Annotated in this window: 24 protein-coding genes and 1 riboswitch; of the genes, 11 read left to right on the top strand and 13 right to left on the bottom strand. The window is 71.4% G+C overall.

The window, feature by feature from the left end:
- Positions 1–26: 26 nt before the first annotated feature.
- Complete coding sequence (locus tag ACZ7M7_RS20730) at positions 27–1154, top strand: 8-amino-7-oxononanoate synthase (protein WP_472118896.1); 1128 nt, start codon at positions 27–29, stop codon at positions 1152–1154.
- A gap of 82 nt (positions 1155–1236) precedes the next feature.
- Here ACZ7M7_RS20730 and ACZ7M7_RS20725 read toward each other — a convergent pair whose 3' ends face one another.
- Together ACZ7M7_RS20725 and ACZ7M7_RS20720 are read right to left on the bottom strand one after the other, a co-directional pair.
- Positions 1237–1464 carry a DUF397 domain-containing protein gene (locus ACZ7M7_RS20725; RefSeq protein ID WP_328429218.1) on the bottom strand — a complete coding sequence of 76 codons (228 nt, stop codon included), beginning with the start codon at positions 1462–1464 and terminating at the stop codon, positions 1237–1239.
- 9 nt (positions 1465–1473) lie between these two features.
- Positions 1474–2343, bottom strand: a complete 870-nt coding sequence (locus ACZ7M7_RS20720) for a helix-turn-helix domain-containing protein (RefSeq protein ID WP_383629349.1) — start codon at positions 2341–2343, stop codon at positions 1474–1476.
- 213 nt (positions 2344–2556) lie between these two features.
- Here ACZ7M7_RS20720 and ACZ7M7_RS20715 point away from each other — a divergent pair, with 213 nt between their 5' ends.
- The gene (locus ACZ7M7_RS20715) at positions 2557–3015 is read left to right on the top strand and encodes an ATP-binding protein (protein ID WP_383599337.1); all 459 of its coding nucleotides are present in this window, start codon (positions 2557–2559) and stop codon (positions 3013–3015) included.
- Positions 3016–3030: 15 nt separating this feature from the next.
- On the opposite strand, the gene ACZ7M7_RS20710 is transcribed toward ACZ7M7_RS20715, so the two are convergent.
- Positions 3031–3945, bottom strand: a complete 915-nt coding sequence (locus ACZ7M7_RS20710) for a LysR family transcriptional regulator (RefSeq protein WP_383599334.1) — start codon at positions 3943–3945, stop codon at positions 3031–3033.
- A gap of 101 nt (positions 3946–4046) precedes the next feature.
- On the opposite strand from ACZ7M7_RS20710, the gene ACZ7M7_RS20705 reads away from it, so the two are divergent.
- Positions 4047–4661 carry a LysE family translocator gene (locus ACZ7M7_RS20705; protein WP_472118889.1) on the top strand — a complete coding sequence of 205 codons (615 nt, stop codon included), beginning with the start codon at positions 4047–4049 and terminating at the stop codon, positions 4659–4661.
- A gap of 65 nt (positions 4662–4726) precedes the next feature.
- Here the strand turns inward: ACZ7M7_RS20705 and ACZ7M7_RS20700 are convergent, their stop codons facing one another.
- From ACZ7M7_RS20700 to ACZ7M7_RS20690, 3 genes are all read right to left on the bottom strand, one after another.
- Positions 4727–5200: a C40 family peptidase gene (locus ACZ7M7_RS20700; protein ID WP_472118886.1), complete on the bottom strand. Its 474-nt coding sequence runs from the start codon at positions 5198–5200 to the stop codon at positions 4727–4729.
- A gap of 3 nt (positions 5201–5203) precedes the next feature.
- A riboswitch (cyclic di-AMP (ydaO/yuaA leader) is annotated at positions 5204–5336 on the bottom strand.
- Between the two features lie 420 nt (positions 5337–5756).
- Positions 5757–6065, bottom strand: coding sequence for a hypothetical protein (locus ACZ7M7_RS20695; protein ID WP_369269637.1), 309 nt, complete (start codon positions 6063–6065; stop codon positions 5757–5759).
- A 7-nt stretch (positions 6066–6072) separates the two neighbouring features.
- Complete coding sequence (locus ACZ7M7_RS20690; protein WP_472118883.1) at positions 6073–6708, bottom strand: ATP-dependent Clp protease proteolytic subunit; 636 nt, start codon at positions 6706–6708, stop codon at positions 6073–6075.
- A 68-nt stretch (positions 6709–6776) separates the two neighbouring features.
- Between ACZ7M7_RS20690 and ACZ7M7_RS20685 the strand changes: the two genes are divergently transcribed.
- Positions 6777–7064 (top strand): type II toxin-antitoxin system Phd/YefM family antitoxin, encoded by a 288-nt coding sequence (locus ACZ7M7_RS20685; RefSeq protein WP_383599320.1) that lies wholly within the window; start codon positions 6777–6779, stop codon positions 7062–7064.
- Between the two features lie 128 nt (positions 7065–7192).
- On the opposite strand, the gene ACZ7M7_RS20680 is transcribed toward ACZ7M7_RS20685, so the two are convergent.
- A complete protein-coding gene (locus ACZ7M7_RS20680) occupies positions 7193–8224 on the bottom strand; it encodes an ABC transporter permease (protein ID WP_472118880.1) in 1032 nt (343 codons plus the stop codon).
- Positions 8225–8330: 106 nt separating this feature from the next.
- Here ACZ7M7_RS20680 and ACZ7M7_RS20675 point away from each other — a divergent pair, with 106 nt between their 5' ends.
- The 7 genes from ACZ7M7_RS20675 to ACZ7M7_RS20645 all read left to right on the top strand — a co-directional run bounded on the left by ACZ7M7_RS20675 (position 8331) and on the right by ACZ7M7_RS20645 (position 13775).
- Positions 8331–8978 (top strand): TetR/AcrR family transcriptional regulator, encoded by a 648-nt coding sequence (locus tag ACZ7M7_RS20675; protein ID WP_383599314.1) that lies wholly within the window; start codon positions 8331–8333, stop codon positions 8976–8978.
- Positions 8979–9094: 116 nt separating this feature from the next.
- Positions 9095–9397, top strand: coding sequence for an urease subunit gamma (locus tag ACZ7M7_RS20670; RefSeq protein WP_383599311.1), 303 nt, complete (start codon positions 9095–9097; stop codon positions 9395–9397).
- A gap of 10 nt (positions 9398–9407) precedes the next feature.
- Entirely contained in the window at positions 9408–9719 is a 312-nt protein-coding gene (locus ACZ7M7_RS20665) for an urease subunit beta (protein ID WP_369269632.1), read from the top strand.
- Entirely contained in the window at positions 9712–11433 is a 1722-nt protein-coding gene (locus ACZ7M7_RS20660; RefSeq protein ID WP_472118874.1) for an urease subunit alpha, read from the top strand. Before ACZ7M7_RS20665 ends, ACZ7M7_RS20660 begins: the two co-directional genes overlap by 8 nt.
- Before the next feature lie 19 nt (positions 11434–11452).
- Positions 11453–12127, top strand: coding sequence for an urease accessory protein UreF (locus ACZ7M7_RS20655; RefSeq protein ID WP_472118871.1), 675 nt, complete (start codon positions 11453–11455; stop codon positions 12125–12127).
- 209 nt (positions 12128–12336) lie between these two features.
- Positions 12337–13014: an urease accessory protein UreG gene (gene ureG, locus ACZ7M7_RS20650; protein WP_383599301.1), complete on the top strand. Its 678-nt coding sequence runs from the start codon at positions 12337–12339 to the stop codon at positions 13012–13014.
- The gene (locus ACZ7M7_RS20645) at positions 13002–13775 is read left to right on the top strand and encodes an urease accessory protein UreD (protein WP_472118868.1); all 774 of its coding nucleotides are present in this window, start codon (positions 13002–13004) and stop codon (positions 13773–13775) included. Before ureG ends, ACZ7M7_RS20645 begins: the two co-directional genes overlap by 13 nt.
- Positions 13776–13790: 15 nt before the next feature.
- Here the strand turns inward: ACZ7M7_RS20645 and ACZ7M7_RS20640 are convergent, their stop codons facing one another.
- The 6 genes from ACZ7M7_RS20640 to ACZ7M7_RS20615 all read right to left on the bottom strand — a co-directional run bounded on the left by ACZ7M7_RS20640 (position 13791) and on the right by ACZ7M7_RS20615 (position 21751).
- A complete protein-coding gene (locus tag ACZ7M7_RS20640; protein WP_383599295.1) occupies positions 13791–14531 on the bottom strand; it encodes a lysophospholipid acyltransferase family protein in 741 nt (246 codons plus the stop codon).
- A 320-nt stretch (positions 14532–14851) separates the two neighbouring features.
- Positions 14852–16087, bottom strand: a complete 1236-nt coding sequence (locus ACZ7M7_RS20635; protein WP_472118865.1) for a PP2C family protein-serine/threonine phosphatase — start codon at positions 16085–16087, stop codon at positions 14852–14854.
- Positions 16088–16175: 88 nt separating this feature from the next.
- Positions 16176–18632 carry a SpoIIE family protein phosphatase gene (locus ACZ7M7_RS20630; RefSeq protein ID WP_472118862.1) on the bottom strand — a complete coding sequence of 819 codons (2457 nt, stop codon included), beginning with the start codon at positions 18630–18632 and terminating at the stop codon, positions 16176–16178.
- A gap of 441 nt (positions 18633–19073) precedes the next feature.
- On the bottom strand, positions 19074–20291 hold the full coding sequence (rocD, locus tag ACZ7M7_RS20625; protein WP_472118859.1) for an ornithine--oxo-acid transaminase: 1218 nt from the start codon (positions 20289–20291) through the stop codon (positions 19074–19076).
- Entirely contained in the window at positions 20288–21100 is an 813-nt protein-coding gene (gene ddaH / locus ACZ7M7_RS20620) for a dimethylargininase (protein WP_383599285.1), read from the bottom strand. Before ddaH ends, rocD begins: the two co-directional genes overlap by 4 nt.
- A 153-nt stretch (positions 21101–21253) precedes the next feature.
- Entirely contained in the window at positions 21254–21751 is a 498-nt protein-coding gene (locus ACZ7M7_RS20615) for an Lrp/AsnC family transcriptional regulator (protein ID WP_383599282.1), read from the bottom strand.
- Between the last annotated feature and the right edge of the window lie 82 nt (positions 21752–21833).

Here is a 21833-nt window from a genome sequence, read left to right as displayed (position 1 = left end):
ACTGCCTACAAAAGCCCGGAGGAGTCATGGCGTTCGGCTGGATCGACGAGCAGGCGGAGCTGCGCCGCCGCGCCGGACTCGTGCGGACCCTGCGCCCCCGCCCCGCCGAGTCGCCGCTCCTCGACCTCGCGAGCAACGACTACCTGGGCCTGGCCCGCCACCCCGAGGTCACCGAGGGCGCCGCGCGGGCCGCGCGGGCGTGGGGCGGCGGCGCGACCGGCTCCCGGCTCGTCACGGGCACGACCGAGCTGCACGCCGAGCTGGAGCGCGAGCTGGCCGACTTCTGCGGCGTCGAGGCGGCCCTGGTCTTCTCGTCCGGCTACGCGGCCAACCTCGCCGCGGTCACCGCGCTGGCGCCGCACGGATCGCTGATCGTCTCCGACGCGGGCAACCACGCCTCGCTGATCGACGGCTGCCGGCTGGCGCGCGGCACGACACAGGTCGTGGCGCACTCCGACCCGGATGCCGTGCGCAAGGCGCTCCAGACGCACGACGGGCCCGCCGTCGTCGTGTCCGACACCGTCTTCTCGGTCGACGGCGACGCGGCCCCGCTGGCCCGGTTCGCCGAGGCGTGCCGGGAGCACGGTGCCGGTCTGGTCGTCGACGACGCCCACGGCCTGGGAGTGCTCGGCGCCGGCGGCCGCGGCGCCCCGCACGCGGCGGGGCTCGCGGGCGCCGACGACGTCGTCGTCACGGTCACGCTGTCCAAGTCGCTCGGCAGCCAGGGCGGCGCCGTGCTCGGCCCCGCCCGGGTGATCGACCACCTGGTCAACGCGGCCCGGACCTTCATCTTCGACACCGGCCTCGCCCCCGCGGCGGCGGGCGCGGCCCTGGCGGCACTGAGACTGCTGCGTCGCGAGCCGGAGCGCGCGGAGCGGGCCCGCGAGGTGGCGAGCGAACTGCACGCACGCCTGACCGACGCGGGCCATCAAGCCGTACGGCCGGACGCGGCGGTCGTCTCCGTGCGCGCGCCGTCCCCGGAGGAGGCCGTGCGCTGGGCGGCCGAGTGCCGGGCGGCAGGCCTGGCCGTGGGCTGTTTCCGACCTCCTTCCGTCCCCGACGGCATCTCACGGCTGAGGCTGACCGCCCGCGCGGACCTCTCCGAGGGGCAGATCGAACGCGCTGTACGGGTCATCGGCGAGACACGGCCATGAGTCGGCGTGACACGGCCCTGCCGTCGCGCCCGGCGGAACCGATCGGAAATGATCGGAATCGGTCAGGCTGATCGGGAAACTGTCAGGACTGGAGCGCCGCCGTGAAGCCCGCCCAGCTCTCGGGGGAGAAGAGCAGCGCGGGTCCGGCCGGGTCCTTGGAGTCGCGCACGGCGAGCAGTCCGGTCCAGGGACCCGAGTGCGGCCGCGCCGTCTCGACGCAATTGTTGGCTCCGGTGCTGTAGCTGCTGCGCAGCCATCGTGCACCAGGCAGTTCGGTGCTTGAACTCACCTTCCGAGGCAGGGTGGTCATGGTGCCTCCTTACGCGCCGCCAGCCAGTGCGGCGATGTAATCCATCGATTCCTCGGGCGAAAGGGCGTGGATCCGAAGGGCGTTGAAGGCCTCCGTGTAGGCCTGGAGGTCTTCTTTCCGTTCGAGGTAGAGGCTACTCGTCAAGTGGTCGAGAACAACCACATCCAGATCAGAAGTGCGCGAAAATGAGAAGATAACGAAAGGCCCGGTGATGCCGATGTGCTCGCCGGCCGCGAACGGCAGGACCTGCAGCCGGACTTGCGGCAGTCGCGCCGCCTCCATCAGCCGCCTCAACTGTTGCTCCATCACCTCGGGTCCGCCGATCTCCCGGTGCAGCACCGCCTCGTCGAGCACCGCGCTCAGCTCCAGCGGCGGCTCGGCGCGCAGCACGTCCTGCCTGGCCAGACGGACGGCGACCAGCGCGTCCAGACGTTCGTCGGCGTCGTCGTCGAGCCCGCCCACCGCGGCCCGGGTCACCGCACGGGCGTACTCCGGCGTCTGCAGCAGCCCGGGCACCACGGAGGTCTCCAGCGTGCGCATCGCACTCGCCTGGGACTCCAGGCTGATGAAATCGCGGTACGTCGGCGGCAGCACTCCGCGGTACGCGTGCCACCAGTGATCCCGGCCGCCGCCCTCGTCGGAGCCCGCCAACACCAGCAGCAACTGACGTAGTTGGGCATCCTGTACGCCGTAGACGTCGAGGAGTAACCGCACATCGGCCGGTTTCACCCCGCTGGCGCCCGTTTCGATCCGGCTCACCTTGGACTGGTGCCAGCCCACCAGCCGGGCCGCCTCACCACTGGTGAGTCCCGCCCCGGTGCGTAACGCACGCAGTTCCGCGCCCAGTTTCCGGCGGCGCACCGCGGGACCGTGCTGCATGGGCAACTCCTTACTCCAACCGAGCCGCCCAAATACGGTCTGCCGTCGCAGAGTTCACCGCTTCGAGCGACAGATATATGCATATCTTGGGGGATCGGCACCGTGACGGCCCTGGTAATGGCAGTCTGGCGACGAAGCACCAGTCCGGGACCGTACTCGAACCCTCCGCTCCGTGTCGGACTGCGGTCCCGTTGGGAAAGGGACGACATCGCCATGGCAGATCATTTGGAAGCATCCGTCACTCTGCCGAGCGATCCCGCCTCGGTCTCCGCGGCCCGGACCTTTGTGGTCACCACCCTCGCGGAGTGGGGACTGCCACCGGACACGGAAGTGGCCGACACCATCCGCCTGATCGTCTCCGAACTCACCACCAACGCCGTACAGCACACCCTCGGGCAGTCACCCACCTTCACGGTGGACCTCGTGCTCGACCGTGACGAACACCTGCGCATCGGGGTCACCGACAGCCACCCACGCTTCCCCAAGCGGCTGCCCGCCGCCGTCCAGCAGGACAACGGCCGTGGCCTGGTCATCATCCGCTGGCTGACCGCTGAATGCGGCGGCAAGCTGAGAGTGCGCCCGACCCGCGAAGGCGGCAAGACCATCTCCATCGAACTGCCGTGGACGGTGCCCGCGGAACCCGTGCCGACCGCCGGCCCCCAGGAGCCATAGCCGCGAGCCCGCCCCTCAGGTCTGCCGTGACCGGCCGAACGTGCCGCGCAGCAAGGCCCGGAAGGCGTCCGCGGCCGGAGCCGCCTCCTCGCTCCGGTGGGCGACCGAGATCGTACGGCGCAGTTGTCCGCCCTCCAGCGCGCGCACCCCGACCGGCGTGACCGAGGTACGCGCCACCATCTCCGGTACGACCGCGACCCCGAGCCCCGCACTGGCCAGCGCGCACACCAGGAGATACCCCGGCGTCGGCACCAGCACCGAGGGCAGGGCGCCCGCCCGGGCCAGCACCGCCTCCACGCCACGCCGGGCCGGTGCGTCCGGCGCCATGCTGATCAGCGGCTGCCCGGCGAGCTCGGCCAGCGGCAGCCGTGCGGTCCCGCTGGTGAGGGCGTGGCCCGGAGCGGACACCAGGACCAGCTCCTCGACGAGGATCGGCTCGACGCGGACCGAGGACGCGAGCGGGATCGGGTCGCCCGGCTCATACGCGTGTGTCAGGGCCAGATCCACCTCACCGGTCGCCACGGCGGCGACGCCGGCCGACGGTTCGTAGTCGGCGACCGTCAGCTCCACGTCCGGATGGGCCCGCCGGAAGGCGCTGAGGGCGGGCGGCAGCAGATGGATGCCCGCGGTCTGGAAGGTGCCGAGCCGGAGCGTGCCGCCCGACAGGCCGGTCAGCCGGGCCAGCTCGTGCCGTGCCCGCTCCAGCTCGTCGAGCACCCGCCGGGCCCGCGCCACCAGCAGCTCGCCCGCACCCGTCAGCCGCGCCCCGCGGTGGTGCCGTACCAGAAGGGCCGTGCCCGCCTCGCGCTCCAGCTTGGCCAGCTGCTGGGAGAGCGCGGGCGTGGTGTAGCCGAGCCGCTCGGCCGCCCGGGTGATCGAACCCGCCTCGGCGACCGCCACCAGGGCGGCGAGCCTGGTCGGGTCGTACATGCCGGGCTCCTCGTCTGCCGTTCTGCCTTAAGCAATGCTTTAGGGCAGCCCAGGATATTCGACATACCTGCTGAAGGCTGCCGCGCGGCACGCTGGGTGCCATGGACGCTCAGCTCATCGCCTTCACCGGGGTCTCCGCAGGCCTCGTCGCCATGCCCGGTGCCGACTTCACCGTCGTCGTGCGCAACGCCCTCGTCTCCCGCCGGGCCGGCATCGCCTGCGCGTTCGGGATCGGGGCCGGGCTGCTGGTGCATGTGACGCTGGCGGTGCTGGGGGTCGCCGCGGTCCTGGCCGCGGTACCGGCGCTGTTCCGTGTGCTCCAAGTGGTCGGGGGGGTCTATGTGTTGTATCTGGGCGTCCAGACGCTGCGACAGCGGGGCAGTGAAGTGGCGGACACGCGCGAGGACTCCACCGGGCGACCGCTGCGGCAGGGCTTCGTCACCAACGCCCTGAATCCGAAGGCGTCCCTCACCTTCCTCAGCGTGCTGCCCCAGTTCGTGCCCGCGGGCGCTCCGGCCCTGCCCAGGACGCTGCTGCTCGCCCTGATCGTGCTCGCGATCGCGATGGTGTGGTTCCAGGTGGTCGTCCTGCTGGTGGACCGGCTCGGGCGGTGGCTGCGCCGGCCGCGCGCCGCCCGGGCGGTCACGACCGTCACCGGCGTCGCGCTGACGGCCTTCGGCGTGGGACTCCTCGCCGGGCCGCTGACGGCCGTCTGACGGCCTTTCTGGTGCCCCGAGGGCGATGACGGCGTGTCAGGCCGCCGCCATCGCCCCCGGGAGGGTCACTTGACCCGGCCGTACCAGACGCTCCTGGTCCAGATCTTCTGCAGCTTCACCACGTCCCCGCTCTTGGGGGAGTGCCAGATCTTTCCCTTCCCGGCGTAGATGCCGACGTGGTAGACGTACGACCCCGAGTGGAAGAACACCAGGTCTCCGGCCTTGCGGCTCTTGGCGGAGATGTGGCGGGTCTTGTTGTACTGCTGGGCCGCTGTACGGGGCAGTTTCTTGCCCGCTTTCTTGAACGAGTACAGCGTCAGCCCGGAGCAGTCGAACCGGGTCGGCCCCGTGGCGCCCCACTTGTACGGGGAGCCCTTCTTGGAGGCCGCGACCTGAAGTGCCTTCGTCGCCGGTGTGGCCGCCTCAGCTTCGGAGGTGAAGCCGGGTGCCAGTATCGAGCCGCCCACTGCGGCGATGGTGAGAGCCGAGGCCGTGCCGGCCCGGGCCATGAGCGACGGGACACGATTGAGCGCAGTCATGCGCAACCCTTCGTCAGCCGCCTGTGAAGGATGACCTGTCGGATTCGGGCTGGCGAAGTTGCCCGGCCGCGTTGCCGCGGCTTCACCCCAAGGGCTGCTCGGATCGAACGAACGTCCGCTCCGGCGACCCGTCTTGCTCGGGTCCTCCACTCCTGCCGATCCACTCCTGTCGACCGGTCATCCGGGCGGCGGCAGGACTCGGCGTCCGCCCGGACCGCCCCGCCGCTGTGGCGGGGGCTTGTCGTCAGACAGGGATCTTGACGCACGGATGAGCGAAATACCCAACGGAACCGGGGATTTGTGGTGTTAGTCACCACTCACCCGTTCGGGTGGGTACCCGCGTGTTCGAGAGGGTGTCCAGGGGGCGAAGGAGTCCCGGACCAGCGATGGAGCGCCTCGTTCCGCCCTGGGCTCATGCCCGTTGCGCAACCCTGACGGGCCTGTAAAAGGAGCCGTGGCTACGCCGAAAGGGGGTACGCCGTTTGGTGCGTTTCAGCCTTGTTCCGGACGCCTCGTCAGTGGGATCGAGACGTCCGGGACCGGCCTGTACACGTCGTCAACTGTCGGAGCGCGGCGGCACCGTGACACGAGCCGTGCGGCGCTCCCCGTCCAGTACGCGCAGCGCACGCGCGAGCGTGGGGGCGTGCAGCTCCGTCTCGCCCCGCTGATGCATCAGCGCCAGCGCGTCCCGCAGCTCTGCCGCCTTGCGGACGAGCGCCTGGGCGGCACGCAGTCCGCGGTAGGTGTCGCCGTCCTGCGCCGGGTTGATCCGGCCGAGCAGGTCCACCACATCGAGATAACGGTCGATCAACTCGCCCTCCGCGCGGGTCAGCGCGGGCAGGGGCGGCAGCTCGGGTGGCAGCACCGGCCGATCACCGCCCCGTGGGCGGCGCGAGGGTCGCCTTGCGGCTGGGGATGATCCGGTCCACCAGCCCGTACTCCAGTGCCTCCTGGGCGTTGAGGATCTTGTCCCGCTCGATGTCCTCGGTCACCTGCTCGCGGCTGCGCCCGGTGTGCCGGGCGAGCATCTCCTCCAGCCGGGCCCGAATCCGCGTCAGTTCGTCGGCCTGGATGGCCAGATCGCCGGCCTGGCCCTCGATCGGCTCGGGCAGCGCCGGCTGATGGATCACCACCCGGGCCCCCGGCAGCGCGAACCGCTTCCCCGGCGTGCCCGCGGCGAGCAGCACCGCGCCGGACGCGCCGGCCTGGCCCAGGCAGATCGTCTCCACGTCGCAGGTGACGTACTGCATCGTGTCGTAGATCGCCGACATGGAGCTGAACGAGCCGCCGGGCGAATTGATGTACAGCGAGATGTCCTGGTCGGGGTCCTTGTGTTCCAGGTACATGAACTGGGCCATCACGTCGTTCGCCGAGGTGTCGTCGATCTGCGTGCCGAGAAAGACGATCCGCTCCTCCAGCAGCTTCGAGTACGGATCCTGCGTCCTGAGGCCTGAACTCGTGCGCTCGGTGAACTCGGGCAGTACATAGCGGGCGGACGGTCGGGTCATGGCTCACGCTCCGTTGTCGAGGTGCCTGTAAAAAATGTACAGGACGTACATGACGTAATGTAGGGAGCATGGCCTACGAGATTCCGGTGACGCAAGCAAGGGCTGAGCTCGCCGAACTGATCAATCGCGTGGTGTACGGCGGTGAGCGCGTCGTCGTGACGCGCCACGGAAAGCCCCTCGTCGCCCTTGTCTCCGCCTCTGACCTCGAACGACTCGAGAAGCTCGGGGAGCCGGCGGAGCTCACCGAGGAGCAGGTGATCAGCGCGGTCTCCAGCGTCCGCGAGGTCGGATCCGCTCCCCGCGAACGACAGCGCTTCGGTATCGCCGCTGAGCATCGGGGTTCGAGCCCCTCGTAGGGCTGCCGCCCTTCCGGACGCAGCTCGGCTTTCGGGCGTCCGCCCACCGCACCCGGAACGACAGGACCGTGCACCCCCGTCCGCTACAGCGGGGGTGCACGGTCGGTTCGGTGTGGCCGGGCGGCGGCTCAGCCGACGGGGGCGGGCTCCCTCTCGGTCGCGGGCTCGGCGCGGGGCGTACGGGACCTCAGGGCGTTCCCGAGCAGGGTGGCGCCCAGGCCCAGCGCGGCCCACCAGGCCAGCGTCATGGCGGGACCGATCGCCGCCGCGCCGTCGAAGAAGGACACCGAGCGCAGCAGGGTCGTGCCCGCTCCCGGCGGCAGCCACTGGCCGATGACGCCGGCCGGCTCGGGCAGCATCTGCGGCGCCGAGGCCGCCCCCGAGAAGGGGTTGCCGAGGAACATCACCAGGAACGACACGACGCCGATGCCCGCGTTGCCGATCAGAGCGGCGAGCCCCGCGACGGCCGCGCTCACGGCCAGCGTCGTCAGCGCGAACACCCCGGCCTCCGCCCACCAGTCGCCGGTGAGGATCCCCAGCCAGCTGTGCGCGAGCGCGGCCGCGACCACGCCGATCAGGGTGGCGGCACCGGCCAGGGCACTCACGGCCCGGATACCGCGCAGCCCGAGCAGGGTCACCGCCGCGCCCGCCGCCATGCCGGCCAGGGCGAGTGGCAGGACGCTCGCGCCGAGGGCGGCGCCGCGCGGGTCGTTCGCTGCTGTGGGGACGACGTCGACGGTCTTGACCTGGGTGCCCTCGGCGGCGGCCTGTTGGGTCACCGCCTGCTGCAGCAGCTGGGCGACGGCCGGGCTCGCGGCCGAGGCGGTCAGGAGCTCGGGGCCCTGCGGGGTCACGACGACCGCGCCGTATACGGTCCGGTCCTCGATCGCGTCCCGCGCGGCGGCCGCGTCGGCGTAGCGGTGGATCTCGAACGCGCCCTCGTGCCGGCCGAGTTGCTTCTCCACCTGGGCCGTGGCGGCGGCCGGTCCGGCCACCCCGAGCGGCAGGTCGCGGGGGGCGGTGCGGGCGGCGGGCCAGGCGAAGGCCCACAGGGCGAGGGCGGCGAGGACGGGGACGAGGACGACGACCGCGATCATGCGCCTGGGTGCGGCGGACCTGGGTGCGGCGGCCCTCGGTGGCGTAGCGGACGGGGTGGACATGAGGTCTCCTGGCTAAAAAGAAGGATCGTTCGTTTTTGGTGACCCTCCCACCGTCCTGCTGATGCCGCTCCTTGTCAAGAAGGAATGTTCGTTTTACTTTGGGACCATGGCCCGCGTATCCCAGGAACACCTCGACGCCCGCCGCCGGCAGATCCTCGACGGCGCCGCGATCTGCTTCGCCCGCAACGGCTTCCATGCCACGTCCATGCAGGACGTGCTGAAGGAGGTCGACCTCTCGGCGGGGGCGGTCTACCGCTACTTCAGCGGCAAGGAGGCGCTGATCGGCGCGATCGTCGCCGAAGTGCTCGGATCGGTCCGCGGGGCCTTCGAGGAGGCGGCGCGGCAGAGCCCGCCCCCGCCGCCGGACGAACTGGTCGCCTCGGTCCTCGGCAGGACCCTCGCCGCCCGCGAGTCCCTGGTCGTCGACGGCAGGCCCGCGTTTCCGCGGCTGGTCATCCAGGTGTGGACGGAGACACTGCGCAACGAGGAACTGGCGGCGATCCTGCGGGAGGGCTACGGCTCGGTGCGCACGGCCTGGGCTCGGATCGTCGAGGGCTACCAGGAGGCCGGGATGATGCAGGCCGACGCGGCGCCGGACCATGTGGCCCGCACGATGATCGCCGCGGTCCTGGGATTCATCGCCCAGCAGTCCCTCTTCGGGCCCGCCCCGGTCGAGGTGCTCAGGGACGGGCTGCGGGCGCTGATGAGCATGCGGGACGACCGGGGAACGGCCGATGGACCACAGCTTGGTTAACGTGCCCGAAACTCGGTCCAACTAGCCTGCCGATCCACGCCACCTGGCACTTTGCCCCGTGGCGGCTGCGGCAACCGGACCCCGCACGGTCCGGAGCGAGGACTGTGAGGTGGGACGTGCAACTGACCCCGCACGAGCAAGAGCGGCTGCTCATCCACGTGGCGGCCGACGTCGCCGAGAAGCGCCGGGCCCGCGGGCTGAAGCTCAACCACCCCGAGGCGGTCGCCCTCATCACGTCGCACATCCTCGAGGGCGCCCGCGACGGCCGTACGGTCGCCGAGCTCATGTCCTCCGGACGCAAGCTGCTCACGCGGGACGACGTCATGGAGGGCATCCCCGGGATGATCCACGACGTCCAGGTCGAGGCGACCTTCCCGGACGGCACCAAGCTCGTCACCGTCCATGACCCGATCGTGTGAAGGGGCTTCGATGATCCCCGGAGAGATCCTGTTCGCCGACGGCCCGATCGCATACAACGAGGGTCGTGAGGTCACCCGGCTGACCGTCCTCAACGCCGCCGACCGGCCGGTCCAGGTCGGCTCCCACTATCACTTCGCCGAGGCCAACCCCGGACTGGACTTCGACCGCGCCGCCGCCCGCGGCAAGCGGCTCAACGTCGCCGCCGGCACCGCCGTGCGCTTCGAGCCCGGCATCCCCGTCGACGTCGAACTCGTCCCGCTCACCGGCGCCCGTGTGGTGCCCGGCCTGCGCGGGGAGACCGGAGGTGCCCTCGATGCCTGAGATCTCCCGTGCCGCGTACGCCGACCTGTTCGGCCCGACCACCGGTGACCGCATCCGGCTCGCCGACACCGAGCTGCTGGTCGAGATCGAGGAGGACCGCTCCGGCGGTCCGGGACTCGCCGGTGACGAGGCGGTGTTCGGCGGCGGCAAGGTCATCCGCGAGTCCATGGGCCAGTCGCGGGCCACGCGCGCGGAGGGCACCCCGGACACGGTCATCACCGGCGTCGTGATCATCGACCACTGGGGCATCGTCAAGGCCGACGTCGGCATCCGCGACGGCCGGATCACCGGCATCGGCAAGGCGGGCAACCCCGACACGATGGACGGGGTGCACCCGGACCTCGTCATCGGCCCCGAGACCGAGATCATCGCGGGCAACGGACGGATCCTGACGGCCGGCGCCATCGACGCGCACGTCCACTTCATCTGCCCGCAGATCGCCGACGAGGCGCTCGCGTCGGGGATCACGACCCTGGTGGGCGGCGGCACCGGACCGGCCGAGGGCTCGAAGGCGACCACCGTGACGCCCGGCCCCTGGCATCTGGCCCGGATGCTGGAGGCGATGGAGGGCCACCCCGTCAACTTCGGCCTGCTCGGCAAGGGCAACACCGTCTCCCACGAGGCGATGCTGTCCCAGATCCGCGGCGGCGCGCTCGGCCTCAAACTGCACGAGGACTGGGGCACCACCCCGGCCGTCATCGACGCCTCGCTGACCGTCGCCGACGAGACCGGCATCCAGGTCGCCATCCACACGGACACGTTGAACGAGGCAGGCTTCGTCGGTGACACGCTGGCCGCCATCGCCGGCCGGGGCATCCACGCGTACCACACCGAGGGCGCGGGCGGCGGGCACGCGCCGGACATCATGACCGTCGTCTCCGAACCGCACGTGCTGCCGAGCTCGACGAATCCGACGCGCCCGTTCACCGTCAACACCGCCGAGGAACACCTCGACATGCTGATGGTGTGCCATCACCTCAACCCGGCGGTGCCGGAGGACCTCGCCTTCGCCGAGTCGCGGATCCGGCCGTCGACGATCGGGGCGGAGGACATACTGCACGACCTCGGCGCGATCTCGATCATCTCGTCCGACTCGCAGGCCATGGGGAGGGTGGGCGAGGTCGTCATGCGGACCTGGCAGACCGCCCATGTGATGAAGCGGCGGCGGGGCGCGCTGCCGGGCGACGGGCGGGCCGACAACCGGCGGGTGCGGCGGTACGTGGCCAAGTACACGATCAACCCCGCGCTCGCGCAGGGCCTCGGCCGTGAGATCGGCTCCGTGGAGACCGGCAAGCTCGCCGACCTGGTGCTGTGGGAGCCGGCGTTCTTCGGGGTCAAGCCCCAACTCGTCATCAAGGGCGGGCAGATCGCGTACGCGCAGATGGGCGACGCCAACGCCTCCATCCCGACACCCCAGCCGATCCTGCCCCGCCCGATGTTCGGCGCGATCGGCAGGGCGCCGGCGGCGAACTCGGTCAACTTCGTCGCCCCGCTCGCGATCGAGGACGGGCTGCCGGAGCGGCTTCAGCTCGGGAAGCGGTTCGTGGCCATCGAGTCGACGCGTGGGGTCACCAAGGCCGACATGCGGGAGAACGACGCTCGGCCGGAGGTGCGGGTCGATCCCGACAGCTTCGCCGTGCACATCGACGGGGAGCTCGTGGAGGCCACGGCGGCCACCGAACTGCCCATGGCTCAGCGGTACTTCCTGTTCTGAGGGTGGGTGGCTGGTTCCGATGTCACGAGCTGCACTCCTCGTCCTTGCCGACGGCCGCTTTCCCGCCGGGGGCCACGCGCACTCCGGCGGGGCCGAGGCGGCCGTCAAGGCGGGGCGGATCACCGGGGCCGCGAGCCTGGAGGACTTCTGCCGGGGGCGGTTGCACACGGCGGGCCTGATCGCGGGCTCGCTCGCCGCGGCGGCTGCGCTCGGGGGTGACGCGGTCGCCCTCGACGCGGCGGCCGACGCGCGTACACCTTCGCCCGCCTTGCGGCTCGCCGCGCGGAAGCTGGGGCGGCAGTTGATGCGGGCCGCTCGGGCCACTTGGCCGTCCGAGGAACTGGACGAGCTGGCCCGGCGGTTTCCCAAAGGGGCTCATCAGCCGGTCGTGCTGGGCGTTGTGGCTCGGGCCGCGGGGTTGGGGGCCGTGGAGGCGGCCTACTGCGCGGCTTGCGAGTGTGTGAGCGGGCCGGCGAGTGCGACGGTGCGGTTGCTGAGCCTTGATCCCTTTGACGCCACGGGGGTGCTGGCTCGGTTGGCGCCTGAGGTGGACCGGGTGGTGGATCGGGCGGTCGAGGCGGGGCGGTGTGCTGTCGACGACGGGGTCGATGCGTTGCCTGCGGGTTCCGCTCCGCTGTTGGAGGTGGGGGCGGAGGTGCATGCGGCTTGGGGCGTGCGGTTGTTTGCGTCCTGAGTGTTTTTCGCCCCCGCCGCCCCTACCCGTCCCGTCCTTGAAGGGGCTCCGCCCCTTCGACCCCGGTCCCTGGGGGCTGCCGCCCCCAGACCCCCGCTGTCGGCCTGAACGGCCTCGTCCTCAAACGCCGGACGGGCTGAAATGCCTGGACCGGAGCTGAGAAGCCAAGCCCGCAGCAAGCTGCGAAGCCCAAGAGAAGGAGCCGCTCCATGCACCTCGACCACTCCCACCAAGGCGCCTCCGCCGTCAGTGCCGACGCCCACCGTCCCGACGGGGCGCGTCGTGCCCTGCGGATCGGGCTCGGTGGGCCCGTGGGGTCCGGTAAGACGGCCACTGTCGCCGCGCTCTGCCGTGCACTGCGCGATGAGCTGTCCCTGGCCGTTGTCACGAACGACATCTACACGCGCGAGGACGCCGAGTTCCTGTTGCGGGAAGCCGTGTTGCCGCCCGAGCGGATCACGGCCGTGGAGACGGGGGCCTGTCCGCACACCGCGATCCGGGACGACATCTCCGCGAACCTCGAGGCCGTCGAGGACCTGGAGGACGCGGTCGGGCCGCTTCAGCTCATCCTCGTGGAGTCCGGTGGGGACAACCTCACCGCCACCTTCTCCAAGGGGCTCGTCGACGCGCAGATCTTCGTGATCGATGTCGCCGGTGGGGACGACATTCCGCGCAAGGGCGGTCCGGGAGTGACGACCGCAGATCTGCTCGTCGTCAACAAGACCGACCTCGCGCCGTACGTCGGCTCCGATCTGGCGCGGATGGCGGCCGACGCCAAGGCGCAGCGGGCCGAACTGCCGGTCGTGTTCCAGTCACTGAGGAGCGAACCCGGAGTCAGGGACGTCGCCGACTGGGTGCGGGCTCAGCTCGTGGCGTGGACGGCGTGACGGCCACCGCCGGTGGGGTGCGGGCACGTGCGCGGATCGTCGCCCGGGACGACGGGCGAGGCGGCACCTCACTGCCCGTGCTCGACGGTGACGGGCCACTGGCGCTCAGGCGGACACGGGGGAGCGGCGCCGAGGCGCGGGTGGTGCTCGTCGGGGCGATGAGCGGGCCGCTCGGTGGTGACCGGTTCGCCATTGAGGCCGACGTGGAAGCCGGCGCGCGGCTGCGCGTCCAGTCGGCCGCGGCCACGATCGCGCTGCCGGGACAGAGCAAGGGCGAGGCCCGTTACGACGTACGGCTGTCCGTGGCCGACGGGGGTGAACTGCACTGGCTGCCCGAGCAGTTGATCTCCGCCCGGGGCAGCGATCTGCGGGTGACCACCCGCGTCGACGTCGGTGCGACCGGGCGGTTCGTCCTGCGCGAGGAGCAGGTGCTCGGGCGGGTGGGAGAGGAGCCGGGGCGGCTCGGGAGCCGGATCCGGGTGGGCGTCGCCGGGCGGGTCGTTCTTGATCAGGAGCTGGCCTGCGGGCCCGGTGCGCCGGGTGGCTGGGACGGGCCCGCAGGGCTCGGCGGGTTTCGGGCGGTCGGGCAACTCGTCGTCGTACGGCCCGAGTTCGCGGATGCTCCGGTGTCGGCTCGGGTGTTGGGGGAGAACGCCGCTGTCATGCCTCTCGCCGGGCCCGCCGCCCTGGTGAGTGCCGTGGCGGCGGACGCGTTGCGGCTGCGCAGGCTGCTCGACGAGGCGCTCGACTCCCTCGGCTGAGTCCCCCGGTGCGCGTCAACGTATGGGCAGCCGCGGCAGCTTGCGTTCCCTCGCCGCCTTGGCCTGGGCCTTGGCTGCGGCTTCCTGCTCCGCCTTGGCGACGGCCGCGTACTGGTCGACGTACTCCTGCTCGGACAGCGCCAGGATCGCGTACATGATTTCGTCGGTCACGGCGCGCAGGATCGCCTTCTCGTTCTCCATGCCCTCGTAGCGGGAGAAGTCGAGGGGCTCACCGAAGCGGATCTTCACCGGGTGGACGTTCGGGATGACCTTGCCGGGCGGCTGCGCCTCGAAGGTGCCGATCATCGCGCAGGGGATGACCGGGACGCGTGCCTTGAGCGCCATCACCGCGACTCCGACCTTGCCCTTGTAGAGCCGGCCGTCGTGCGAGCGGGTGCCCTCCGGGTAGATGCCGAGGAGTTCGTCCTTGCTCAGGACCCCGAGCCCCTCGCGGATCGCGGCCTGGCCCGCCTCCTTGCCGGTGCGGTCGACCGGGATCTGGCCGGCGCTGCGGAAGAAGGCCGCGGTCAGACGGCCCTTGAGGCCGGGGCCCGTGAAGTACTCCTTCTTCGCGAGGAAGGTGATGCGCCGCTTGAGTATCGCCGGCATCAGGAAGTGGTCGGAGAACGACAGGTGGTTGCCCGCGACGATGGCCGCACCCGTGGCCGGTACGTGCTCGAGGCCCTCTATTCGGGGCCGGAAGACCAGTCTCAGCAGAGGTCCCAACAACACGTATTTCAGTACGTAGTAGAACAAGGGGGGCGCTCCTCACTCCGGCGGATCAGCTTGGGCCGCCGCGTTCTGGCAGGTCAACCAGCGTGCCGTGGGGCTGCCAGTGTAGGCGCAGGGGTGACAGGCCGGAACCGGGCCGGGACGGGCGGATGCCGACCGACGGAGACCGTTCTGAGTGGATGTCAGGTAGTTGGTGGGCGGCGTTTGCGGATGGGGAGGACCGCCGGACCAGCCTGGTGTCCGGGGTCGGTGTGCGGCAACTCGATGGCGGGGTTTGGCGTGATCACGATTGCCGCGTGGCAGGTGGGCCGCCCTTGCGGGGAGTCGCCGGGTCTGCTCGTCCATCACAGCCGCACGATGATCAGCGCCGTGTCGTCCGTCGCGCCGCCGGGCGGCAGCAGCTCCAGAAGAACGGCGTCGGCGACGGCCTCGGGGTCCGAGGCGCGATTTCGCACGAGCGCGTCGGCGAGGCGGGCCAGGCCCGTGTCGATGTCCTCGCGGCGGCGCTCGATCAGGCCGTCGGTGTACAGCGCGAGCGTGGCGCCGTCGGAGTAGGTGGTGGCCGCCTGCGGTCTCGGCCTCGGATCGGGACGGGCGTCCAGGGGCGGATCCGTGGCCAGGTCCAGGAATTCCACCCGGCCGTCGGCGTGCACCAGCACCGGCGGCGGATGACCCGCGCTGCTGTAGGTGATGGTGCGGGCGTCGCAGTCGATGAACGTCGCGACCGCGGTGGCCGACTCGGCGCCGTCGACGACATGGGCGTACCGTCCGAGCACGTCGAGCGCCTGCGCCGGGCCGTCCGCGACCCGGGAGGTGGCGCTGAGCGCGCTGCGCAGCTGGCCCATCACGCCGGCCGCCTCGAGGCCGTGGCCGACGACGTCGCCCACGGAGACGCCGATGCGGTTGCCGCCCACCAGGTCGATCAGGTCGTACCAGTCGCCGCACACGTTCAGCGCGCCGACCGCGGGCCGGTAGCGCACGGCAGCCCGATGGTTGCCCACCTGCCGGCGCGCGGGCAGCATCGCCTCCTGCAGGGCCAGCGCCACCTCCCGTTCGCGGGCATGGGACTGCCGCAGCCGTTCGTTGAGCTCCTGCAGCTCCCGGGCGCGGGTGTACAGCTCGGCCTCCAGGACTCGCACCCGGCTGTCACCGCTGGTGCCGCCACCGCGCAGGCGGATCAGTTCGGTGACCTCCTCGACCCGGTGCGCGACGAATGCCACCTGCCCGTCGGGGTCGAACACGGGCGCGTTGATCGGGCTCCAGTAGCGCTCCTCCCAGTGGCCGGGCAGAGAGGCGTCCTCGACGTCGTAGCGCTGCAGCGCCATCGTGTCGCGCTCGCCGGTGGCCACCACGCGCAGCATCGATGCCCGGACGTCACGCATGCCGGTGGCGGCGGGGTCGTTGGGGTTGTCGGGGAAGACGTCGAAGATGTACCGGCCCACGAGCTCCGCGCGGCTGCGCCCGGACAGGCGCTGGAAGTCCTCGTTGGCGTCGGCGTAGACCAACTCCGGGGTCAGCAGGGCCACCATTCCGGGCAGGCTCTGGAACACCGCCTCGTAGTCGATCGCCTTCTCGTTCATGGCTCCCGCCTCACCACCGGGATCACACCAGTCTCCCATGTTGCGTGTCTTATGTGCCGATGTACTACATCTGTCGAGATTCGTCAGTTCAGGGAGACGGATCCGTCAGGGACTGCTCGGCCCAGATGATCTTCCCGTCGGGGACGAAGCGGGTGCCCCAGCGCTGGGTGACCTGGGAGACCAGCAGCAGCCCGCGGCCGCCCTCGTCGGTGGTGCGCGGATGGCGCAGATGCGGGGCCGTGGCGCCGCCGTCGAAGACCTCGCAGACCAGTGCGCGCTCCTTGATCAGACGCAGCCGGATGGGGCCGTCGGAGTACCGGATCGCGTTGGTGACCAGCTCGCTGACGACCAGTTCCGTCGTGAAGATCAGTTCCTCCAGACCCCACTCCGCCAGCATGCGCGAGGCCGTCTTGCGGGCGTCGGCGACGGCGGCGGGATCGGAGGGCAGGTCCCAGTCGGCGACCTGCTCGGAGCCCAGGAGCCGGGTGCGGGCCATCAGCAGGGCCACGTCGTCGTGCGGGCGGTCCGGGGTCAGGGCGTCGACCACGGTCCGGCAGTGCAGCTCGATCGAGGTCGCGCGCTGCTCCAGTGCCTGCCGCAGCCGGTCCCGGTCGCTGTCCAGGGCCCAGTCGTCCCCGCGCGCCAGCAGTCCGTCGGTGTGCAACGCGAGCGTGCTGCCCTCCGCCAGCGCCAGCTCGACCGACTCGAAGGGGAGACCGCCCACGCCGAGCGGAGGGCCCTGCGGAAGGTCGACGAAGGCCACGGAGCCATCGGGCATGACGACGGCGGGCGCCGGATGGCCCGCGGCGGCCATGGTGCACTGCCCGTCGACCGGGTCGTAGACGACGTACACGCACCCGGACCCCACGGACTGGGCGACGGCGGCCTCCTCCTCGCCCACCTGGACGCCCTCCTCGCGAGCCGACCTCGCGACCAGGTCGTCGAGATGGGCCAGCACCTCCTCGGGAGGCAGATCCAGCAGGGCGAGGGTGCGTACGGCGGTCCGCAGCCGCCCCATCGCCGCGGCGGCGTCGATGCCGTGGCCCGGCACCTCGCCCACCACCAGGGCGACGCGGGCGCCCGACAGCGGGATGACGTCGTACCAGTCGCCGCCGAGGCCGGTCAGCTCGTCGGCCGGCCGGTAGCAGGCGGACACCTCCAGTGCGGCCTGCTCAGGCAGGACGTGCGGCAGCAGGCTGCGCTGCAGGACCAGCGCCGCGTCGCGTTCACGGGTGTAGCGCCGGGCGTTGTCGACACAGACGGCCGCCCGTGAGACGAGGTCCTCGGCCAGGTTCAGGTCGTCCTCCTCGAAGGCCTCCTGGCGGTGGCGCCGGAAGAAGGAGGTGACGCCCAGGGTGACGCCCCGCGCGCGGATCGGCACGATCATCACGCTGTGCAGGCCCAGCTCGAGAAAGATGGCGGCCTCTCCACCGCGCGCGTGCTCGGCCCATGCCTCACCGAGCGGATCGAGTCTCTCCTCGCGCCAGGACTCGGCCGTCCTGAGGGAGCGGATGGGAGGTGAGCCCGCCGGGTAGACGACCAGGTCGCCGATCCCCACGACGGCCTCCGGCACCCGCTCGGCCGAACGATGTCCCGCCCGGCGCAGCGTCACCGGCTCGGTGTCGCCGAACGGTCCGGCCGCGGGCTCGCCGCCCCGCAGCACCGACTCCAGCAGGTCCACGGTGACGAGGTCGGCCAGTCCCGGTACGGCGACGTCCGCCAGCTCCTGGGCGGTGCGGTTGACGTCCAGGGTCCGGCCGATGCGCTCACCGGCCCGGTCCAGCAGCGCCAGCCGCTGGCGGGCCCGGTGCCGGTCGGAGATGTCCTCCACCGTGTAGTACACGCCCATCGGGTGGCCGTGGCCGTCGTCGAGCCGGGTGAACGACATCATGTGCGCGGTCTCGCGCAGCGGCTGGGAACGGGCGTGGCCCACGTGTTCGTAGCCGACGATCGGTTCGCCCGTCGTCAGCGCACGGCGCATCTGCGCCTCGATGGACTCGGAGTCCAGTCCGGGCTGTATGTCGGCGAGCCGCAGCCCGAGCCGACGGCTGGGCGGGCCGCCCCCGTACTGGGCGAGGGCGTCGTTCGACCAGACGAAGCGCAGATCCGTGTCGACGATCGCTATCCCGACGGGGGAGCGGGCGACCATCTGCTCCAGCACGGACCGGCTCATGTCCCAGCCGGGTGCCTCGTCCAGCTCCGACAGGAGGGCGAGCCACCGCGAGGAGCCCTCGGTGTCGAGGGCGGCGGTGATCCGCACCATGACCCCGGCAGACCGCCCGTCCCCGCGCAGGCCGGTCAGCAGCCCCACCCACCCGCCGTCCGCGCGGCACCGCTCCATCACCTCCGGCACCCGCGCCGCGTCCTCGGCGCTCAGCAGCTCGGCGACGTTGTGCCCCACCGCCGCGTCGGCCCCGTACGCCAGCAGCCGCTCGGCCTCTCTGGTCCACCCCGTCACCCGACCCTGCGCATCGAGCAGCACAGGCGCGGCGTCTGCCACGTCGAACCACTGCCGGGCAGCGCCCCGCTCCTCGTGTGTGCCCACGGCCGACCTCTCTGTCGCTTAGAGCGGTCTACCACCTCTTGTCCCCATCTTCACCCTTCCGGTGGGCGTTGCCTCTTTGCGGGGGCCGGGAGGGGGCGAGGTGGAGCCGGTTGGCGGGGCAGCGGCCGGTGCAGGTGTTGGGTGCGGTTGCGTGGCGGGGGCTTTCGGACGGGGGCCACGGTGGCCCGACCGGGTGGCCGACGGCCCGGCCCCCGTGGGTATCGGGCTGTGGGGCCGGGCTGAGCTACTTCAGTACTTTCTCCAGCGTCTTGCGGGGCCGGGTGGGGGCGAGGCGGTGCCGGTTGGCGGGTGCCGATGCCGGTGCCAATGTTGGGTGTGCTTGCGTGGTGGGGGCCTTCGGGCGGGGACCCCCGGTGGCCCGACCGGGACGCCGACGGCCCGGCCCCCGTGTGGGGAACCGGGCTGTCGGGCCGGGTCGGGCTACTTCAGTACCTTCTCCAGCGTTGCCAGCGCCCCGACCAGCTCCTCCGCCGTGATCGTCAGGGGCGGGGCCAGACGGATCGTGGAGCCGTGGGTGTCCTTGACGAGGATGCCCTCGCGCATGAGGCGCTCGCCGATCTCCCGGCCCGTGCCGAAGGCCGGGTCGATGTCGACGCCCGCCCACAGGCCCCGCGCGCGGAAGCCGACGACGCCCTTGCCGACCAGGTCCGACAGGCCGCTGCGCAGGATCGCGCCCAGCTCGGCGGCCCGGCGCTGGAACTCGCCCGTCTCCAGGAGACCGACCACGGCCGTGCCGACCGCGGCGGCCAGCGGGTTGCCGCCGAACGTCGAGCCGTGCTCGCCCGGCCGCAGGACGCCGAGTATGTCCCGGCGGGCCACCACCGCGGACACCGGCACGATGCCGCCGCCCAGGGCCTTGCCCAGCAGCACCATGTCCGGGACGACGCCCTCGTGCTCGACGGCGAGCGTACGGCCGGTGCGGCCGAGGCCCGACTGGATCTCGTCCGCGATGAACAGGCAGCCCTTGCGGCGGGTCAGCTCGCGCACACCGGCCAGGTAGCCCGAATCCGGGATGAGGACGCCCGCCTCGCCCTGGATCGGCTCCAGCAGCACCGCCGCGGTCGTCTCGTCGACCGCCGCCTCCAGCGCCGCCAGGTCGTTGTACGGCACGATCCGGAAACCCGGCGTGAACGGGCCGAAGCCCTGCCGCGCGGTCTCGTCCGTGGAGAACGACACGATCGTCGTCGTACGGCCGTGGAAGTTGTCCGCCGCGACCACGATCGTCGCCTGGTCGGCGGGGACGCCCTTCACCTCGTACGCCCACTTGCGGGCCACCTTGATGCCGCTCTCCACGGCCTCGGCGCCGGTGTTCATCGGCAGCACCATGTCCAGGCCCGTCAGCTCGGCCAGGCGCTCGGCGAACTCGGCGAGTTTGTCGTTGTGGAAGGCGCGCGAGGTGAGCGTCAGGCGGTCGAGCTGGGCGTGCGCCGCCTCGACCAGCGCCGGGTGGCGGTGGCCGAAGTTCAGGGCCGAGTAGCCGGCCAGCATGTCCAGGTAGCGGCGGCCCTCCACGTCCTCCACCCAGGTGCCCTCGGCGCGGGCGACGACCACGGGCAGCGGATGGTAGTTGTGCGCCAGGACCGGCTCCTCGGCGCGGATCAGATCGGCGGACGAACGGGTCTGCGCGGGCGCGGTCATGAGCGGATCTCCTGGGTGCAGCACTTGATGCCACCGCCGGCCTTGCGGAACTCCGACAGGTCGACGGGGACGGGGACATAGCCGCGCTCGTCCAGCCGGGCCGCCAGGGCCTCGGCCTGCGGTGCGATGAAGACGTGACGGCCGTCGGACACGGAGTTCAGGCCGAAGGCGGTGGCGTCGTCGCGGGTGGCGAGCACCGCGTCCGGATACAGCCGTGCGAGCACCTCACGACTGCCCGGCGAGAACGCCTCCGGGTAGTAGGCGATGTTGTCGTCGTCGAGCACGAACAGGGCCGTGTCGAGGTGGTAGAAGAACGGGTCCACCAGCGTCAGGCTGATCACCGGGTGGCCGAAGAACTCCTGCACCTCGCGGTGCGCCTCCCGGGTGGTACGGAATCCGGTGCCGGCGAGCACATAACGGCCCGTCCACACCAGGTCGCCCTCGCCCTCGCACACGGACTCGGGCCGGTACACGTCGAAGCCCGCCGTCTTGAACCACGTGTCGTAGTGCGTGGACTCAGGGCGGCGCTCGCTGGCGTGGAAGAGGGAGCCGAAGACGCGGCCGCCGACGACGACGGCCGAGTTCGCGGCGAAGACCATGTCGGGCAGACCGGGGACCGGCTCCACGGTGTCGACGTCGTGGCCGTGGGAGCGGTAGGCGCGGATCAGCGACTGCCACTGCCCATGGGCCAGATCGACGTCGACGCGGACGTCGGGCTGCATCCATGGGTTGATCGCGTACTGCACGGCGAAATGTCTGGGTTCGCAGACGAGGAAGCGCCGCCGGCGCGGCACACGGGTATCGGTCACAGAGGGGTTCCTCCGCTTCCTGCAGTGTCGATGAGGATTGACACCAAGGTAAGAAGGCACCCTGACGAGCGACAAGCAACTAAAATTGCGTGTCCACGCAGGAATGCTGCGTATTTTGCCGAGCCGACGCACGCCTGCTGCGTCACCCCGGGATCAGGCGCCTTGCTCCGGCGTGGCGAGGCCCGCGGCGCCCGCTTCCGGACTCTCCGGGATGAGGTGGGACAGCACCATCACGCTGATCGTCTTGCGGATGAACGGCTCGACACGGATGCGCTCCAGCACCTCCTCGAAGTGCTCCACATCCCGCGCCCGCACGTGCAGCAGCGCGTCCGCGCCCCCGGTCACCGTCATCGCCGCCGTGATCTCCGGATGGTTGCGGACCACCTCCGCGAGCCGCCGCGGCGGGGCCGCGCCCTCGCAGTACACCTCGACGTACGCCTCCGTACGCCAGCCCAGCGCCGACGGCTGGACCGTGGCCGAGAACCCGGTGATCACGCCCGTGTCACGCAGTCGGTCCACGCGCCGCTTGACCGCCGTCGCGGACAGTCCGACGCTCGTGCCGATCTCGGCGAAGCTCTTCCTGGCGTTCGCCATGAGGGCGGTGATGATCTTCCGGTCGAGTTCGTCGAAGGACGCCGCGCCGCTGTTCATGAGGGCACTGTAAGCGGCCCGCCACCCAGCGCGAACGTCCCGACGGAGCACATGTCCAAGCGTGCGAATTGCTCCTACACTC

This window comes from Streptomyces sp. NPDC111606 (assembly GCF_055656945.1).
The sequence above is the reverse complement of the archived record's forward strand: the minus strand, read 5'-3'. Positions and strand labels throughout refer to the sequence as shown.

What these genes read in the sequence shown, in the direction of transcription:
- ACZ7M7_RS20730 (WP_472118896.1), top strand. Translation starts at nt 27, where the DNA reads ATGGCGTTCGGCTGGATCGACGAGCAGGCGGAGCTGCGCCGCCGCGCC.
- ACZ7M7_RS20725 (WP_328429218.1), bottom strand. Translation starts at nt 1,464, where the DNA reads ATGACCACCCTGCCTCGGAAGGTGAGTTCAAGCACCGAACTGCCTGGT.
- ACZ7M7_RS20720 (WP_383629349.1), bottom strand. Translation starts at nt 2,343, where the DNA reads ATGCAGCACGGTCCCGCGGTGCGCCGCCGGAAACTGGGCGCGGAACTG.
- ACZ7M7_RS20715 (WP_383599337.1), top strand. Translation starts at nt 2,557, where the DNA reads ATGGCAGATCATTTGGAAGCATCCGTCACTCTGCCGAGCGATCCCGCC.
- ACZ7M7_RS20710 (WP_383599334.1), bottom strand. Translation starts at nt 3,945, where the DNA reads ATGTACGACCCGACCAGGCTCGCCGCCCTGGTGGCGGTCGCCGAGGCG.
- ACZ7M7_RS20705 (WP_472118889.1), top strand. Translation starts at nt 4,047, where the DNA reads ATGGACGCTCAGCTCATCGCCTTCACCGGGGTCTCCGCAGGCCTCGTC.
- ACZ7M7_RS20700 (WP_472118886.1), bottom strand. Translation starts at nt 5,200, where the DNA reads ATGACTGCGCTCAATCGTGTCCCGTCGCTCATGGCCCGGGCCGGCACG.
- ACZ7M7_RS20690 (WP_472118883.1), bottom strand. Translation starts at nt 6,708, where the DNA reads ATGACCCGACCGTCCGCCCGCTATGTACTGCCCGAGTTCACCGAGCGC.
- ACZ7M7_RS20685 (WP_383599320.1), top strand. Translation starts at nt 6,777, where the DNA reads ATGGCCTACGAGATTCCGGTGACGCAAGCAAGGGCTGAGCTCGCCGAA.
- ACZ7M7_RS20680 (WP_472118880.1), bottom strand. Translation starts at nt 8,224, where the DNA reads ATGTCCACCCCGTCCGCTACGCCACCGAGGGCCGCCGCACCCAGGTCC.
- ACZ7M7_RS20675 (WP_383599314.1), top strand. Translation starts at nt 8,331, where the DNA reads ATGGCCCGCGTATCCCAGGAACACCTCGACGCCCGCCGCCGGCAGATC.
- ACZ7M7_RS20665 (WP_369269632.1), top strand. Translation starts at nt 9,408, where the DNA reads ATGATCCCCGGAGAGATCCTGTTCGCCGACGGCCCGATCGCATACAAC.
- ACZ7M7_RS20660 (WP_472118874.1), top strand. Translation starts at nt 9,712, where the DNA reads ATGCCTGAGATCTCCCGTGCCGCGTACGCCGACCTGTTCGGCCCGACC.
- ACZ7M7_RS20655 (WP_472118871.1), top strand. Translation starts at nt 11,453, where the DNA reads ATGTCACGAGCTGCACTCCTCGTCCTTGCCGACGGCCGCTTTCCCGCC.
- ureG (WP_383599301.1), top strand. Translation starts at nt 12,337, where the DNA reads ATGCACCTCGACCACTCCCACCAAGGCGCCTCCGCCGTCAGTGCCGAC.
- ACZ7M7_RS20635 (WP_472118865.1), bottom strand. Translation starts at nt 16,087, where the DNA reads ATGAACGAGAAGGCGATCGACTACGAGGCGGTGTTCCAGAGCCTGCCC.
- rocD (WP_472118859.1), bottom strand. Translation starts at nt 20,291, where the DNA reads ATGACCGCGCCCGCGCAGACCCGTTCGTCCGCCGATCTGATCCGCGCC.
- ACZ7M7_RS20615 (WP_383599282.1), bottom strand. Translation starts at nt 21,751, where the DNA reads ATGAACAGCGGCGCGGCGTCCTTCGACGAACTCGACCGGAAGATCATC.